This is a genomic window from Acidovorax sp. Root568 (assembly GCF_001427445.1).
Taxonomy (GTDB): domain Bacteria; phylum Pseudomonadota; class Gammaproteobacteria; order Burkholderiales; family Burkholderiaceae_C; genus Acidovorax; species Acidovorax delafieldii.
This window is the reverse complement of the sequence record NZ_LMGP01000015.1, coordinates 247,347-262,814: the sequence shown is the minus strand read 5'-3', so window position 1 is coordinate 262,814 and position 15,468 is coordinate 247,347. Positions and strand designations below refer to the sequence as shown.

The window sequence follows — 15,468 nt, the reverse complement described above, 5'->3', positions numbered from 1 at the left end:
GCGCGCGCGCATGGGCTTACGCACACCATGGCCCTGGGTTCCCTACGCGATGGACCGCATGCTCGATGCCCGGGCAGGCTCGGTGCTGGAGCCCCTGCGGGCCGAAGTGTTTGGCGTGGCCCGCTTCGAAGAGCATGGCCGGCACCTCGGTTCCTCCCACGACGCAGGCAAGGCGCCCTTTGGCCGCACCACGTTTTACCCGCGTCTGCAGAGCAACATCCGCGCACTACGGGGCGCGTACCGCTACCTGTTTGACGCACCGCATGACGAGCATGCGATCAGCCCCGCCGCTGAATGGCTGTTTGACAACTTCCATTTGATCGAAAGCCAGCTCAAGGAGATCCGGGCCGGGCTACCGCCGCGTTACTACCGCTCGCTGCCCGTGCTCAAAGACGCTCCGCTGGTGGGCCTGCCGCGTGTGTACGGTGTGGCCTGGTCGTTTGTGGCCCATACCGACAGTGCGTTCGATGAATCGCTGCTCGTGCAGTACCTGAACGCTTACCAGGAGACCCGCGAGCTGAGCCAGGGCGAGCTGTGGGCGTTGCCCACCACGCTGCGCGTGGTGCTCATCGAAAACCTGCGCCGCCTGGCAGAGCGCCTGGCCAGCCACAAGGCCGCGCAGGAGCTGGCCAGCCTGTGCGCCGCCCGCAGCCAGGACCTGAACGGGCTGACACTGGATGCTGCCTGCGCCGCCATGGAGCGGCGTGGCGTGGCCCCGGTGTTCCTTGCCCACCTGGCGCAGTCGATGATGGGGCGCGGCGTGGTGGGCGGGCATGCCGCTGCAGGCACGCCATCGCCCGTGCAGCAGTGGTTGTTGTCCGCGGTGCCCGACCTGGTGGCGTTGCAGGCCCAGCAACAGATTAACCAGGCCGCCGACCAGCTGAGCATGGGCAATGCCGTTACCGCACTGCGGCGGGTGGGCGCTGCCGACTGGTCCGACATCATCAGCCAGACCAGCCTGGTGCTGCGCGCCATGCTGCAGTCGCCCGTGTTTGCGGCCGAGGACGAGTCCACCCGCAACACCACCTTGCATGGCATTGAAAACCTGTCAGCCCGCAGCGGGCAGGGCGAGGCCGCGGTGGCGCGGACGCTGCTATTGCTGATGTCGGGCGCAGACCGTGAGCCTCAGGATGAGACTGGGGCTGAACAGGCGTTGGCAGGCTATTGGCTGCAAGGCGCCGGGCGCGGCCAGCTGGAGCATGCCCTGGGCGTGCGCCGACATACCACCGATGTGTTGTCCCTGTGGCGTTCTGCGGTGGGTCTGTCGCGTGTGCCGTTGTACCTGGGCGCATTGCTGCTGGGCTCGCTCGGTCTGCTGGCCTGGCTGATGGCGCCCCTGTGGGGTGTGCAGGCGGGGCCCGATACCAGCGCAGCCCATCTTGCGGGCCTGGCGCTGGTCGCCGCTTTGTTGCTGCTGCCCGTCTCCGAGATCGTGGTAGCCGTGGTCAACCGGCTCATTGGCGAATCCGTCCGGCCCACCTACATGCCCCGCTACCTGCTGCCAGCGGGCATTCCGGTATCGGCACGTGTGCTGGTGGCGATCCCGGCGCTGCTCAGCAGCACCGGCACCATCGACCGGCTGGTGCACCGCCTGCACCTGCATTACCTGGCCAACCCCGAGCCCTGTGCGCAGTTTGCGCTGCTGACCGACGGTGTGGATGCCGATCTGCAAGACCTGCCCGAAGACGGCCCGCTGCTGGCCCATGCCCAGAGCCAGATGCAGGCCCTGAACCAGCAGCACCCCTTCACTCCAGGCAGTGCCCCGCGTTTTGTGCTGCTGCACCGCGCGCGCACCTACAGCCCTACGCAGCAGCAGTGGATCGGCTGGGAGCGCAAGCGCGGCAAGCTCGAACAGCTGGTGGCCGCACTCGCCACCGGGGGGCAGGGCGCCTTCCTGGACCTGGACGAACTCTCGCACCTCGCACCGCAGACCCGCTATGTGCTCACGCTGGACAGCGATACGCAGCTGCCCCCGGGCCGCCTGCGCAGCCTGGTGGGTGTGGCTGAGCACCCCGAGAACCAGCCCCGGCTGGATGCCACAGGCCAGCGCGTGGTGCAGGGCTACGGCATCCTGCAGCCCCGGGTGCTGGCGCCACTGCCCACTTTTGCCACCACCTCGTTGTGGCAGTGGCTGTTTGCGGGCCAGCAGGGGCTGGACCCGTACAGCGCCATGACCTCCGACGTGTACCAGGATTTTTTTGCCGAAGGCAGCTTCACCGGCAAGGGCCTGCTGCATGTGGCCACCGTGCACGCCGTGCTGGGCGGGCGCCTGCCAGCCGACCAGGTGCTGAGCCACGACCTGCTCGAAGGTGCGCTGGCACGCTGCGCCGTGGTGAGCGATGTGACGCTGGTGGAGGCGGAGCCCGAACACAGCGATACCGCCGCCGCCCGCCTGCACCGCTGGACGCGGGGCGACTGGCAGCTGTGGCCCTTTCTGGTCCATGCCCAGCGCTGGGGCCTTTCGCCCATCAACCGCTGGAAGCTGCTGGACAACCTGCGCCGCTCGCTCGTGGCGCCCGCATCGCTGGTACTGGTGGTGCTGGCCCTGGCGGGGCTGGGCCTGCCTTTGGCCAGCACGCTGGCGCTGGTGGTGGCTGCCTATGTGGCTGCGCCCTTGATGGGCGCGCTGGCGGGCTGGGTGCCCAGCCGCTTTGGGCTGGTCGGCATGCGTTTTGTGCACGAAGCATCGGGCGACCTGTTGCGCGCCCTGGCCAGTGGTGTGTGGCACCTGGCCCTGCTGCCGCAGCAAGCGCTGCTGCTGGGCGATGCCGTGGTGCGCACCGTGCACCGGCAGGCCGTGAGCCGCTGGCACCTGCTGGAGTGGACCACGGCCGAGGCCGCGCAGAGCAGCCTGATCACAGGCCTGGCGGCCACGCTGCGCAGACACAAGGCGGCACCCTTGCTGGCGGTGGGCTGTGGCCTGGCACTGTGGGCCGGTGGAAACTTGGCGCCTTGGACTTTGGTGGGGCCGCTGCTCGCGCTGTGGGCGCTGTCGCCGCTGCTGGTGTGGCTGGCCAACTGCGTTCCGTCTGGTCGGGGCAACGCAACCTTGTCGGCGCAAGACCAGGACCTGCTGCACGGCGTGGCGCGAGACACCTGGCGATTGTTCGAGCGCTGTGTAGATGCCTCCAACCATCACCTGCCGCCCGACAACCTGCAGACCGCTCCGTATGAAATGGTGGCGCACCGTACCTCGCCCACCAACATCGGGCTGTACCTGCTGAGCGCCAGTTGTGCGCGCCGGTTCGGCTGGATCGGCACGCTGGAGCTGCTCGACCGGCTCGAAGCCACCCTCGCGACCCTGCAAGTGATGGAACGGCACCGGGGCCACTTCCTGAACTGGTACGACACCGAAACCCTGCAGCCTTTGCACCCTCGGTATGTGTCCACGGTGGACAGCGGTAACCTCTGCGCCCACCTTGTGGCCGTGGCGCAGGCCTGCCATGCGCTGGCGGCGCAGCCACTGTCACCGCTGGCGGGTGCTCAGGCCATCTGCACCTCGCTGGCGCGGCTGCAGCCCCGGCTGGGCATCCACCACCCCGGCATGCGCGGGTTGCACCACCCCTCTGCGCTGAGCCGCCTGCTTGGCATGCGCCCGCCAGACGCAGCGCATCTGCCAGAGGCCACGGCGTTTCGCGCGCTGCTGGCGCAGGCGCAGGACGAACTGCGCAGCATGGCCCAGCCACGCCACCCAGCCATCGTGCACAGCCCGCCGACGGAACAGGACGAACTGCTGTGGCTGCTGGCCGACCACCTGGCCACACTGCAGTCGGTGGACCGTGACCAGCAAGCAGCACACCACGGCGGCGCACCCGAGACCACGCGCCGCCTCATGGCCCTGGCCGAGGGGCTGGACGCCCTGGCCTGGCAGGCCGACTTCCGGTTTCTGTACCACCCCCGGCGGCACCTGCTGCACATTGGCTACCGGGTGGACGAGCAGCAGTTGGACACCTCGTTTTATGACCTGCTCGCGTCCGAGTCGCGCACTACCAGCCTCCTGGCTGTGGCCAAGGGCGACCTGCCGGTGAAACACTGGGCGGCCCTGGGGCGGCCGTTTTTCGCGAGCGGCCACCATGCGGTGCTGCGCTCGTGGTCGGGCTCGATGTTCGAGTACCTGATGCCCACGCTGGTCATGGCTGAGCCGTATCACAGCGCACTGGGCGAGGCCGGACGGACGGCCCTGCGCGAGCAGGTGGCGCTGGTGCAGGGGCTGGGCAAAGATATGCCCTGGGGCATTTCTGAATGCGCTTACGCTGGGCGCGACCACACCCTGGCGTACCAGTACGCGCCGCAGGGTGTGCCGCGCCTGGCCTTGCGCCGCACGCCGGTGGGCGAGATGGTGATTGCGCCCTATGCCACTGCGCTGGCCACGCAGGTGGATGCCCGCGCAGCCTGCGCCAACTTCCGCACCCTGGAAGCGCTGTCGGCCCGTGGGCGCTACGGCTTCTACGAGGCATTGGACTTCACGCCCGAACGGCAGACCCACGGCGAGCGGTTTACCCTGGTCAGCACCTACATGGCCCACCACCAGGGCATGACCATCGTGGCGCTGGCCAATGTGCTGCTCAGCGGCGTGGCCCAGCGCTGGGGCACGGCGCATGCCCGCATCGAGGCCGTGCTGCCGTTGCTGCAGGAGCGCGCCCCGCGCGAGCTGCCCACCTTGCAGGCCACACCGCCGCGACTGCCGCTGCATGCGCGCCAGCAAAAAACGCCCGACCATGTGCGCCCTGTCACCCCGGGCGCCCACGCGCTGGAGCCCACACACTTACTGGGCAACGGGCGCTACAGCGTCACACTGCGCGCCAACGGGGCAGGGTGGAGCCGCTGGCACCAGACGGGTGTCACCCGCTGGCGCGACGATGCGCTGCGGGATGCACATGGCAGCTTTCTGTATGTGCGGCAGATGGGCTCCAGCGTGCCCCTGTCCGTCACCAGCCACCCCGCTCCCGATGCGCGAGCGGTGTACGGCAGCATCTTCCACACCGACCGCGTGTGTTTTTATGCACTGTGGCCGGGGTTGCGCGTGCACGCCACGGTGTGGGTGAGCCCGGAAGACGACATCGAACTGCGCAAGGTGGTGGTGAGCAACCAGGGCGACACGGTGATCGAGCTGGAGCTGATCTCGGCCTTGGACATCACCCTGGCCACCCACGCGGCCGACGAGGCGCACCCGGCGTTCTCCAACCTTTTTATTGCCGCCGATTGGCTGCCTGCACAGCAGGCCCTGCGGTTTGTGCGCACCCCCCGCCTGGAGACCGAGGCCACGCTTCAGGCTGCACACTTTGTGGCCGATACCCAAGGTCATGTGCTGGGCCTGCGTTGCCAGACCGACCGGCAGCTCTGGCTGGGGCGCAACCACACGCCAGGCCAGCCGTTGGCGATGCTGGACTGTGTGCCGGAGGTGCCCGCCACGCTGGACACGGGCTTGGACCCGGTAGCCGCCATGGGCGTGATGCTGCGCATTGCGCCCGGCGCGCAGGCCTGTGTCACGTTTGCCACGGCGGCATCGCCAGACCCGGCCACGCTGCTGGCCATCATCGACAAGTACCGCCAGCCCAGCTATCTGGAGCGGGCATCGGCCATGTCGGCCACGCTCGCCAGCATCCAGTGGGCATCGCACCGCCCGCACCGCGACTACCTACCCGCGCTGCAGGCACTGACCACGGCGCTGGTGTTCACGCTGCCCAAGGTCCACAGCACCCACCTGGGTGTGCTGACCGAGGCCCAGGCCGCCCGCCCCGTGTGTGACCGGCGCACGCTGTGGCAACTGGGCCTGTCGGGTGACCGGCCCATTGTGCTGGTGATGGCCGGATCGCCCCAGGGCATGGGCCTGCTGCGCACGCTGGCCCAGGCGCTGCGCGAATGGGCGCATGGCGGCGTGGCCTGCGACCTGGTGGTGCTCAGCAGTGAATCGCACTCGTACCACATGCCCTTGCAGCGCGAGCTGACGCTGCTGCGCGTACACCACGATGCCGACCTCGCCACACACACCGGCCCGGCGGTGACCAGCCTGCGGGTGCTGCGGCTCGATGAGCTGTCGGCTGCACAGCTGGGCACCTTGGCGAGCCTGGCCCGCATCACCCTCCATGCCGATGGCCATGCCCTCATGCACCAGGTAAAGGCCTGGGTGGCGGCACATGGCGTGTCCATGGCCAGCCCTTGGCGTGGCGGTGCCACGGACGAAGTGCCCACGCACCAGGGCAGCGCCCCGGTGCTCGCGCCGGTGGGCGGTTTTGCACCTGCGACCGGTACCTTTGGGTTTGAGGTGTCGGCAACGCTGCGGCCTGCCAAACCCTGGGTCAATGTGCTGGCCAACGCGCAGCTGGGGACCATGGTGTCGGAAACTGGCGCGGGCAACACCTGGGCGCTCAACAGCCGCTTGAACCAGCTCACCGCATGGTCGAATGACCCGGTGGCTGACCCGCCCGCCGAATGGCTGTTGTTGCAGGACCGCCGTACGCGCGAGGTGTGGAGCCTGATGCCTTCGGCCTGGGGCGCTGCCGATGTGGTGTACGGCGTGGAGCACGCCCAGGGCAGCACCACCATCCGCCACCGCAGAGGCGCGCTGGAGGTGGAGGTGCGCTGGTGCGTGGATCCCATCACGGCCATCAAACAGGTGTTTGTGCAGGTGCGCAATCTGGGCAACCGGCGCGAGCACTTGCGCCTGGTGGGCATGGTGGAGTGGATGATGGGTGAAAAGCGCAGCGACCGCGCCACGCTGGCCACCGCACCGTGTTTTGCACCGCTGCCCGACGGCCGCTTGCTGGGCCTGTTGTGCACGCAGACCGAGGCGGCTGCGGGCTTGGGCGGGGGCACGGCCTTTTTCTGCGAAGCCTCGGCTGGGCCGGGCACGGACGACCGTGCCAACGACAGCCTGGACTGGACCTGCGACCGCCGCGAGTTCTTCGATGCCCAGGGCGATCTGGTGGTACCCCTGCAGCTGGGGCAGCGCAGCGGGTTTGGGCTGGACCCCTGTGCAGCCCTGTCGCGATTGGTGACCTTGCGGGCAGGGGCGGTGTTTGAGCGCGTGTACCTGATGGGCTACGCCCCCACCGAGGCTGCGGCACGCACGCTGGGTGCCCAGGCAATGGCCGTTGCGGCCCGCACGCGAGAGAAGGCCACCCTCGACCAGTGGAATCTGCTGCTGGGCGCGACGCAGGTGGCCACGCCCGATCCACTGTTCGACGTGCTGGTCAACCGCTGGCTGCTGTACCAGACGGTGTCTTCACGCCTGTTTGCCAAAGCGGGCTTTTACCAGGCGGGCGGTGCCACGGGCTACCGCGACCAGTTGCAGGATTCCATGGCGCTGGCCTGGGCGCAGCCGGGCACCTTGCGCGCGCAGATCGTGCTGTGCGCATCGCGCCAGTTTGAAGCGGGCGATGTGCAGCATTGGTGGCACACGCCGGGCGGGGCCGGGGTGCGCACCCATTTCTCGGATGACCTGTTGTGGTTGCCCTTTGCCTGCGCTCATTATCTGGAGCGCACTGCAGACCACGGTTTGCTGCAGGAGCAGGTGGCGTTCCTTGAAGGTTCTGCGATCCCCGACGGGGCGGAAGACATCTACGAATCCCCCAGCGCCAGCGCCACAACGGCCAGTGTGTACGAGCATGCCGCCCGCACCATAGACCGCAGCCTGCGCACCGGCGCACATGGCCTGCCGCTGATGGGCGGGGGCGACTGGAACGACGGCATGAACCGCGTGGGCGACGGTGGGCGCGGTGAATCGGTGTGGCTGGCGTGGTTCCTGTGCGCCATCGTCACCGACTGGATTCCGATCGCCCGCGATCATGGCGATTGGGAGCGCGTGCAGCGCTGGGACGCTGCCCTGACCGGCTGGCGCGTGGCACTGGAAAACCAGGCGTGGGACGGTGACTGGTACCAGCGCGCCTTTTTTGACGATGGCACGGCCCTGGGCAGCCACACGCGGGACGAGGGTCGCATTGACCTGATCGCGCAGGCCTGGGCAGTGCTCTCGGGCGCAGCAAAGCTTGCGCGGCAGCGCCAGGCCATGGACGCGGTCGAGGCGCATCTGATCAACCCCGCAGCAGGCTTGATCCAGCTCCTCATGCCCCCATTGCGCCATGCATCACCTAGCGCGGGTTACATCCAGGCCTACCCGCCCGGCGTGCGCGAGAACGGCGGGCAGTATGCCCATGGCGGCGTATGGGCGCTGATGGCCGCTGCAGAACTGGCGCTGCAGAAGCCTGAGCACCCCGGTGCGTTCGATGTGCCTTACCGTTACTTCACCTACCTGAGTCCGGCGCACCGCGCCCAGCACCCCGTCTGGGGGCCGGTGTATGCCGTCGAGCCCTATGTGATGGCGGCCGACATCTACAGCCAGCCGCCCTATGTGGGGCGCGGCGGCTGGAGTTGGTACACCGGAGCAGCAGGCTGGCTGCACCGAGCAGCGGTGGAGTCCATCGTGGGGCTGCAGATGCGGGCGCAAGAGCTGTTCTTCACGCCTTGTCTGCCGCCACACTGGCCGGGTTCAGAGCTGACGCTGGTGCGTTCAGGACGCACGCTGCGGTTTGTGCTGGTGCGCGTTGCCGCAGGAGCCTCAGCGGTCTTGCCGTCGAACGTCCCACCGGACGCCCGATGGTTGCAGGTGGGCGAGCGGCTACGCTGGGGTGACGGGCCCGATGGCCAGTGTTTTGTGATTCCGTTGCCTGGGTAGGGCATGCGCAGAGTGCATCTTTTGTGGGGCCTTGGTGCACCTTGACATCCGGCATTTGGTAATTGTGTGTATGTGCGATACCGTACAGACCTTGTTCGGCGCGCTGCCACAAACTTGCGGCATGCCCAGGCGGCAGGCAAGGCCGCAGGGGCACAGCACCGCGATACACCAAGGTTCCACCATCAAACGCTCCAATATCCCCCTTCAAAACCAGTTGCTGGCAGCCTTGCCCGAGCCAGACCTGCAGCGCTGGCTTCCATTGCTGGAACCTGTGGAACTGGCTTTGGGACAGGTGCTGTACGAATCGGGTGCGGCCATGCCGCACGTGTATTTCCCCACCAGTGCCATCGTGTCGCTGCTGTATGTGCTGGAGGATGGCGCGTCGGCGGAGATCGCGGTGGTGGGCTACGAGGGCTTGGTGGGCATATCGATCTTCATGGGCGGTGGAACCACGCCCAGCCGGGCAGTGGTGCAAAGTGCTGGGGCGGGATTTCGGCTGCGTGCGGACGTCATCAAATCCGAGTTTGAACATGCAGGACCGGTCATGCACCTGTTGCTGCGCTACACGCAGGCACTCATCACCCAGATGGCACAAACCGCCGTGTGCAACCGCCACCACTCGCTGGACCAGCAGCTGTGTCGCTGGCTGCTGCTGAGTCTGGACCGCTTGCCCAGCACCCAGTTGATCATGACGCAAGAGTTGATCGCCAACATGCTGGGCGTGCGGCGCGAAGGGGTGACCGAGGCCGCACTCAAGCTGCAGCGGTCGGGCCTCATCAGCTATGCGCGCGGGCACATCAACGTGCTGGACCGCCCGGGGCTGGAGCGCCGCACCTGCGAGTGCTATGAGGTGGTCAAAAAGGAATACGACCGACTGCTGCCATTGGTCGTAGCGAGCTAGGGGCGCCGACCTGGCAGACAGTGTGAATCGGTCCCCCTCTGATCCTGCGGGATGAAGACGTCGCACAGGGCCTGCACCCTGTGTGCGCTGGCAGACAGTCGCACCGCGCAAAGCCACCCACACTGGGCTCCACCTTGCGCAAGGCAAGGCATTGCGCAGGGGTCCTGGCGCTGCACTCCCGTGCAGTGCGGACAACAGCCCAAGGCCCCGCAATGCAAAGCAAAGACAACACCCTTCTTCAGCAACTGCCGACTGCGGCGCGCGAGCGTTTGCTGCAGCACTGCGAGCCCTTCGAGCTGGTACTTTCAGCCGAACTGAGCACCCGCGGCCGACCACTGGCGCATGCCCATTTCCCGACCGAAGGTTTTTTGTCGCTGGTCATTGATGTGGACAGCCACCCCCCGCTGGAAGTGGGGATGGTGGGGTCAGAGGCCATGCTGGGCTCGGAGCTGATCCTGGGGCTCGCAGCCACGCCGTGGCGGGCCCTGGTGCAGGGCGCCGGGTCTAGCTGGCGCATTGGCGCCAAACAGTTGCGTGCGCAGATCGACGCGATTCCCGAATTGGAGGCCTTGATTCAGGCCTGCCTGCTGGCGCGACTGCACCAGCAGACGCTGGCTGCAGCGTGCCAGCGCTATCACCTCATTGCCCCCCGCCTGGCGCGCTGGCTGCTGATGAGCCAGGACCGATCGTTGTCGGACTCGTTTCACCTCACGCAAGAATTCATGGCACTGATGCTGGGCGTGCGCCGCGTGGGAGTGACGGAGGCGGCGGGGCACTTTCAGGATGCGGGCCTGATCACCTACCAGCGGGGTGAACTCACCGTGCTCAACCGTAAAGCGTTGGAGGCCGAGGCCTGCAGTTGCTACGCAGCGGACAAGGCCATCTATCGTCGGTTGATGAAATACAGCAGCCCGTAGCTCGCCGGAGTTCTGGCTAAGGACTGCGGGTACCGGGTTGACTTCTCATTCACGGTTTGATCTGCAGATCGTCTTGAATGCTGCGAATGCCCAGCACGCTGTGGGCAATCGTCACCCAGCGGTTGGCGCGGGGCATGCCCTGTGGTTGCATGACATTGGGAGATTCAGGCGCCGGAATGGGTGGGGGCAGGGGGGAATCGGCATGCACTGCACTGGCGGGGGCGGAGTGCTCGTCGGCACCCGTTGGGGCGTGGCGTTCCTGGTAGAGCTGGCTGGGTACGGGAGCCAGCAACCGCTTGGCGCGCAGCGCCTGCAGGTCCGGCGTGTGGCCTTGGCGTACTGCCAGAGCCGGCGCGGTGCCATTGGAGAACATGAAACTGTCCACCGATTTCACACCGGACACGGTTTGCGCCACAAACACAGCCAGGTCGATCTGCGTGGGGTCTGCGGCCATGCCGCTGAGCAGCACCACGCCCTGGTGCGATTCCACACGGATGTTGTAGCTATTGACTACGGGTGACAGGATGAGTGCGGCCCGCACCCGCGAAGTGATCACGCCGTCTTCCAGGTAGGCCACCGGCGACGGGCTGGCGGGTGGCCACTCGGTCACCATATCGCTGCGCTTGCAGCCCTGCAGCGGCAGCAGTGCAAGCACCATCATCAGCGCAGAAAGGGCGGTGGGCAGCGGCTGTTGGTGACGCTGAAGTGTCGGGTGGCGCATGGTGAAAGATTCCCTGGAAAAGCCCGGTCGCCCAAGCGGGGTTGGCCGTGTCTTCACTGTGTGCCCCCGTGGTGCGTTTGTCTGTTCGTAACCGTACCCACCCAGGTGTGAGCAGCCGTTGCGGGCTGCGAAGCCAGGCTGATGGCTGCCGCAAGCCAGGGCCTCCAGCTCAAGGGTGCTGGTCCGGGCGGTCTGTGATGTCGGTACCTTCCGTTTTTCCAAACGCATACCCGCATCGTTCGCGCTTGGCGGCATACATGGCTGCGTCGGCACAGGCCAGCAGGGCGTCTGCCTGCGTGCCATGCTGGGGGCAGATGGCCACCCCGATGCTGGGGCGCACCAGCAGTTGCAGGTGGCCAATCTTCATGGGGCAACACACCGCCTGCAGCAGTTTGGCGCACAACTGGTGTAGCGGCGCTTCGTCCGCCACACCTCGGAGCAGGCAGGCAAACTCATCGCCGCCCAGGCGCACCACCAGGTCGCCATGGCGCACAGCGGCGTTCAGTCGCGCGGCTGTGATGCGCAATACCTCGTCGCCCACGCCGTGACCGTGGGTGTCGTTCACGGTCTTGAAGTTGTCGAGGTCGATGAACAACACCGTCGGTCCGGGTTGCAGGGAGTGCCTTTGGTCCAGCAAGTCTTCCAGGCGCTGTAGCAGATGGCGCCGGTTGGGCAGGTTGGTCAACTCGTCGTGCAGCGCCTGGTGTCGCGCCAGGCGCTCACCGTTGCGCACGCGGTCCAAATCGGCCAGCGCCTGGGTCAGTGCCGCCTGAGTGCCTTCCATGGTGCGCTCCAGGGCGTGGCGTTCTGCGGCTTCACGCGCCATTACCTGCAGCATCTGCTGCATGGCTGCCACACAGGTGCTCACACTGGGCTCGCCCAGGTTTTGATTGGCATGCGATGGGGGCGCCATCCACAGCCGGCCGTGCTGGGTGCTGGAGCCCTGTGCCCACTTCACTTGCAGCGAACGCAGCCACAGCTTCCAGCGCTGGACTTGTTCTGCTGTGGGCCAAGTGGCCGCCAGGGCCTTGCCCCACTCCCATGGTCTTTGGTTGCTGTCCATACGATTCATCAGGTGTTTCCGCCTCGCGGCACGAAGACGGTATGAGCCACAACACCGACGCCGCTCCGGTGTGCCTGCCTCACCAGGTCAAGCGGTTGGCGGGCCAGCCAAGGCATCTGAACAGTGATTTGCCAGTGCCAGAGTCTGCTTGCTGCAAGGGGCGTGTACCGTCTGGCAGCGCACATAAACGTGGTAGGCAGCGCTGGCAAGGTCAATGTTGCAGGTGTTACATTTGTTCGAAGCGTTAGCTGCCGCGGGCGCAGCGCCTTTGCAAAGCGCTTCAGGCCGTTGCCCAGCACCTTCCGTCCCCGCCAAGGAACCGTCCCATGTCACCAGAACGCCAACGGCTCATCCGCATGCTGTTCGACGAGTACATCGAGATGTATGCCGGACGCGATGCCCGGCTGGTGGATCGCTTCAGCGAGAACTTCAGCGGCTTTGCGGGCAGCAGCGACAAGCTCATCAAAACCCGCAGCGAATGGGTGGACATCACGCAGACCGACTTTGCGCAGGTGCCCGGGCGCATCGGCATCGAGGTGCTGGACCTGTTCCCGCAGGAACTGGGCGCCGATGTGCTGGCCGTGACCGCGTTTTTCCACATCCACCTGCCCAACCCCGACCCGCTGTTTGCCAGCGAGACCGCCCGCTTGGTGCTCGTCTTCCGGCAGGAGGGCGATGACTGGAAGATTGCGCACAGCAGCATCTCCATCCCGTATGGACTGGCCCGAGACGGCGAGGTGTACCCCGTCAGCCGCCTACAGCAGCGCAACCAGGAGCTGCAGACGTTGGTGGATGAGCGCACCCAGGCACTGGCCCTGGCCAACAACCAGCTGCAGCTGCTCAGCAACACCGACGGCCTGACCGGTATCGCCAACCGCCGCCATTTTGACCAGACCTTGGCCCATGAATGGGCTCGCGCACAACGGGCCCACGGACCACTGTCGCTGATCATGCTGGACGTGGATGTGTTCAAGCACTTCAATGACCACTACGGCCATCTGGCGGGCGATGCCTGCCTGAAATCCCTGGCCCTGACGCTGGCACAGACCGGGGGACGGCGCGATGGCGACCTGGTAGCGCGCTTTGGCGGCGAGGAGTTTGTGGTGCTGCTGCCCGGCGCCGATGCCCGGGTCGCCCTGGAGATGGCCCAGCACATCCAGCAAGCCATCCAGGCGCTGGCCTTGCCGCACGAGGGTGCGCCGTGGGGCATCGTGACGGTGAGCTTCGGCGTGGCCACCATGGCGCCACAGCGCGAGCAGTTGGCCGAAGAGCTGGTACGCCGCGCGGACCGCGCGATGTACCGTGCCAAGCAAGGCGGCCGCAACCGCATCGAGCAGGCGCCGGAGCAATAAAACGGGGTGGGTCGGGTTTTACCTGGCCGCCAGCCGAGCGAATTCTTCTGCCACACCCCGCACCGTGAGCGGCGCACAGCCTTCGGCATGGTTGCTGATGGTCACGAAGGCGTTCTGTCCACGGCCTGTGATGCCTGCGATCACTGCGGCCAGTGCCGCCCGGGTGTCCAGGTCCGGGTGGTGCAGGCGGTCGTAGGGTTCGTACATCCGCTCGGCCTCTTCATAGCCGTAGGGGCCGTGCACAGGGTTCAGGTTCCAGCGGCACACCAGCGGGCCCGGCCACAGAGCACGCAGCATGGGCAGTTGGTCGTGGAGCGGCGGCATCTTGGCATGCAGCCCCAGGCAATAGGTGGCGCCCGCTTCACGCAGCACGGCCGCAAAGTCGGGCGTCAGCCACTCGGGGTCGCGCACCTCCAGGGCAATCACCCCATCGGGCGCCAGTGGTGCCAGCGGGGGCAGGGCCAGCAGCATGGTACGCAGGCGATCCAGCAAGGCGGGCATGCGATCGAGCTGCGCCAGCGGCAGGGGGCTGAGCTGGAATACCAGCGCGCCTAGCTTGTGGCCCAGGCCCTGGAGCGCCGGCTCCACACATTCGCTGCGGGCCAGCTCGGGGCTGAGGAACGCCGGGTTGGGCTGGCGGCCGCGTCCGTCTTCGCTGCGCACCAGTGCATCCGTCACCACGCTGGGCGCCTTGACCACAAACCGGAAGTCGTCGGGCACTTGCGACGCATAGCGCTCGTATTGGCTCACCGTGAGCGGCCGGTAGAAGCTGCGGTCGATGCTTACCGTGCGCATCAGCGGGTGCTGGGCGTACACGGCCAGCCCCTGTTTGGACAGCTGCGTGTCGGAATGCTCGCCCTCCCACACCAGGCCTTTCCAGCCGGGGTAGGTCCAGCTGGATGTCCCCAGGCGAAGCTGTGGGGGCAGGGCAGCAGCCAAGGCTTCCAGAGCATCGTCCGGAACAATCGGGGCCACCGTGCCAGACCGGGTACGCCGTGCCGTGGACTCAGCGCCTTGCTTGGGTGATGGTGCCGATGGCCCGTTGGCCGGCACGTCTGCCGACGGGGGCTTGGGCAGCGTGTCGCCAAAAAGATCGTCTTGCATGCGCTGCGGTGGGGCGGTTTGGTGCGGTACGGCGGGGTAGGTTGCGCTACGAGCTGCCAAACAGCCCGCTCTCGTCCAGCAGGTCAAACGTGATCTGGGGGTGGGTGTCCATGCTTTTCTTGATGGCAGCCGGGATGGCCTGCCGTGTCTTGCGGCACAGGCCCGGCTGTTCGTGCACCAGGATCGCAATGCCCCGCAGGCTGCGCACCTCGTTCGGGCTTTGGGTGATGGACAGGCGAATGCCCAGTTGCTGCTCCATGCGCTCCTGCATCCTGCGCAGGTCGGCAAGACTGCCCAGGTTCTCCAGGCGCTCCAGCATCTTCTTTTCTTCGCTGCGCGTGAGCATCAGGATGCGCAGATCCCCCCCCGGTGCTTGCATCAACGCCTCCCGGTCGCACACGCAGGTGCCAGGGGGGCATTCGGTACGGATGGGGAAAGGTGGGAGGGACATGAAGCGGCGTGCGAACAGTCCTTCATTCTATGAAGGGCTGACCGTGTCGAGCGTGTGGCCACCCGCAAGTCCATGCGGCCCAACAACAAAAAGGGCTCCCAAAGGGAGCCCTTTTTGCCTGCCCGCCCCTGCGGTTCAGTTAACACTCCCCATGGCTGCAGCACCCGCACCGCGCGAAGTGCCACCACCATGGGAAGTCCCGCAACTGCTTCAATCCAACCCAAGCAGTTGGTCTGCCAAATTACATGGCGCTGAATTCGCCCGAAGGGATCTGGCCGGTGCGCA

At 66.7% G+C, this 15,468-nt stretch carries 8 protein-coding genes; 4 read left to right on the top strand and 4 right to left on the bottom strand.

All coding sequences use genetic code 11. The features are described from left to right. Positions 1-58: 58 nt before the first annotated feature. From ASD75_RS12985 to ASD75_RS12975, 3 genes are all read left to right on the top strand, one after another. The gene (locus ASD75_RS12985) at positions 59-8,674 is read left to right on the top strand and encodes a GH36-type glycosyl hydrolase domain-containing protein (RefSeq protein ID WP_056746693.1); all 8,616 of its coding nucleotides are present in this window, start codon (positions 59-61) and stop codon (positions 8,672-8,674) included. Between the two features lie 226 nt (positions 8,675-8,900). Continuing rightward, complete coding sequence (locus ASD75_RS12980) at positions 8,901-9,575, top strand: Crp/Fnr family transcriptional regulator (protein ID WP_056746691.1); 675 nt, start codon at positions 8,901-8,903, stop codon at positions 9,573-9,575. Positions 9,576-9,787: 212 nt separating this feature from the next. Then, on the top strand, positions 9,788-10,492 hold the full coding sequence (locus ASD75_RS12975) for a Crp/Fnr family transcriptional regulator (protein WP_056746240.1): 705 nt from the start codon (positions 9,788-9,790) through the stop codon (positions 10,490-10,492). A gap of 49 nt (positions 10,493-10,541) precedes the next feature. Here the strand turns inward: ASD75_RS12975 and ASD75_RS12970 are convergent, their stop codons facing one another. Further along, positions 10,542-11,213 carry a BON domain-containing protein gene (locus tag ASD75_RS12970; protein WP_056746237.1) on the bottom strand — a complete coding sequence of 224 codons (672 nt, stop codon included), beginning with the start codon at positions 11,211-11,213 and terminating at the stop codon, positions 10,542-10,544. A 169-nt stretch (positions 11,214-11,382) separates the two neighbouring features. Beyond that, complete coding sequence (locus tag ASD75_RS12965; RefSeq protein WP_235511619.1) at positions 11,383-12,285, bottom strand: GGDEF domain-containing protein; 903 nt, start codon at positions 12,283-12,285, stop codon at positions 11,383-11,385. 317 nt (positions 12,286-12,602) lie between these two features. On the opposite strand from ASD75_RS12965, the gene ASD75_RS12960 reads away from it, so the two are divergent. Next, positions 12,603-13,628, top strand: a complete 1,026-nt coding sequence (locus tag ASD75_RS12960; RefSeq protein WP_056746233.1) for a diguanylate cyclase — start codon at positions 12,603-12,605, stop codon at positions 13,626-13,628. 18 nt (positions 13,629-13,646) lie between these two features. On the opposite strand, the gene ASD75_RS12955 is transcribed toward ASD75_RS12960, so the two are convergent. Next, the gene (locus ASD75_RS12955) at positions 13,647-14,732 is read right to left on the bottom strand and encodes a DUF72 domain-containing protein (protein WP_056746231.1); all 1,086 of its coding nucleotides are present in this window, start codon (positions 14,730-14,732) and stop codon (positions 13,647-13,649) included. A gap of 46 nt (positions 14,733-14,778) precedes the next feature. Further along, entirely contained in the window at positions 14,779-15,183 is a 405-nt protein-coding gene (locus tag ASD75_RS12950) for a hypothetical protein (RefSeq protein WP_056746228.1), read from the bottom strand. Positions 15,184-15,468 lie beyond the last annotated feature (285 nt).

Bases quoted from the DNA above. Each gene is read 5' to 3' on its own strand.
- ASD75_RS12985 (WP_056746693.1), top strand. From the start codon at position 59: ATGCTCGATGCCCGGGCAGGCTCGGTGCTGGAGCCCCTGCGGGCCGAA.
- ASD75_RS12975 (WP_056746240.1), top strand. From the start codon at position 9,788: ATGCAAAGCAAAGACAACACCCTTCTTCAGCAACTGCCGACTGCGGCG.
- ASD75_RS12970 (WP_056746237.1), bottom strand. From the start codon at position 11,213: ATGCGCCACCCGACACTTCAGCGTCACCAACAGCCGCTGCCCACCGCC.
- ASD75_RS12965 (WP_235511619.1), bottom strand. From the start codon at position 12,285: ATGAATCGTATGGACAGCAACCAAAGACCATGGGAGTGGGGCAAGGCC.
- ASD75_RS12960 (WP_056746233.1), top strand. From the start codon at position 12,603: ATGTCACCAGAACGCCAACGGCTCATCCGCATGCTGTTCGACGAGTAC.
- ASD75_RS12955 (WP_056746231.1), bottom strand. From the start codon at position 14,732: ATGCAAGACGATCTTTTTGGCGACACGCTGCCCAAGCCCCCGTCGGCA.
- ASD75_RS12950 (WP_056746228.1), bottom strand. From the start codon at position 15,183: ATGTCCCTCCCACCTTTCCCCATCCGTACCGAATGCCCCCCTGGCACC.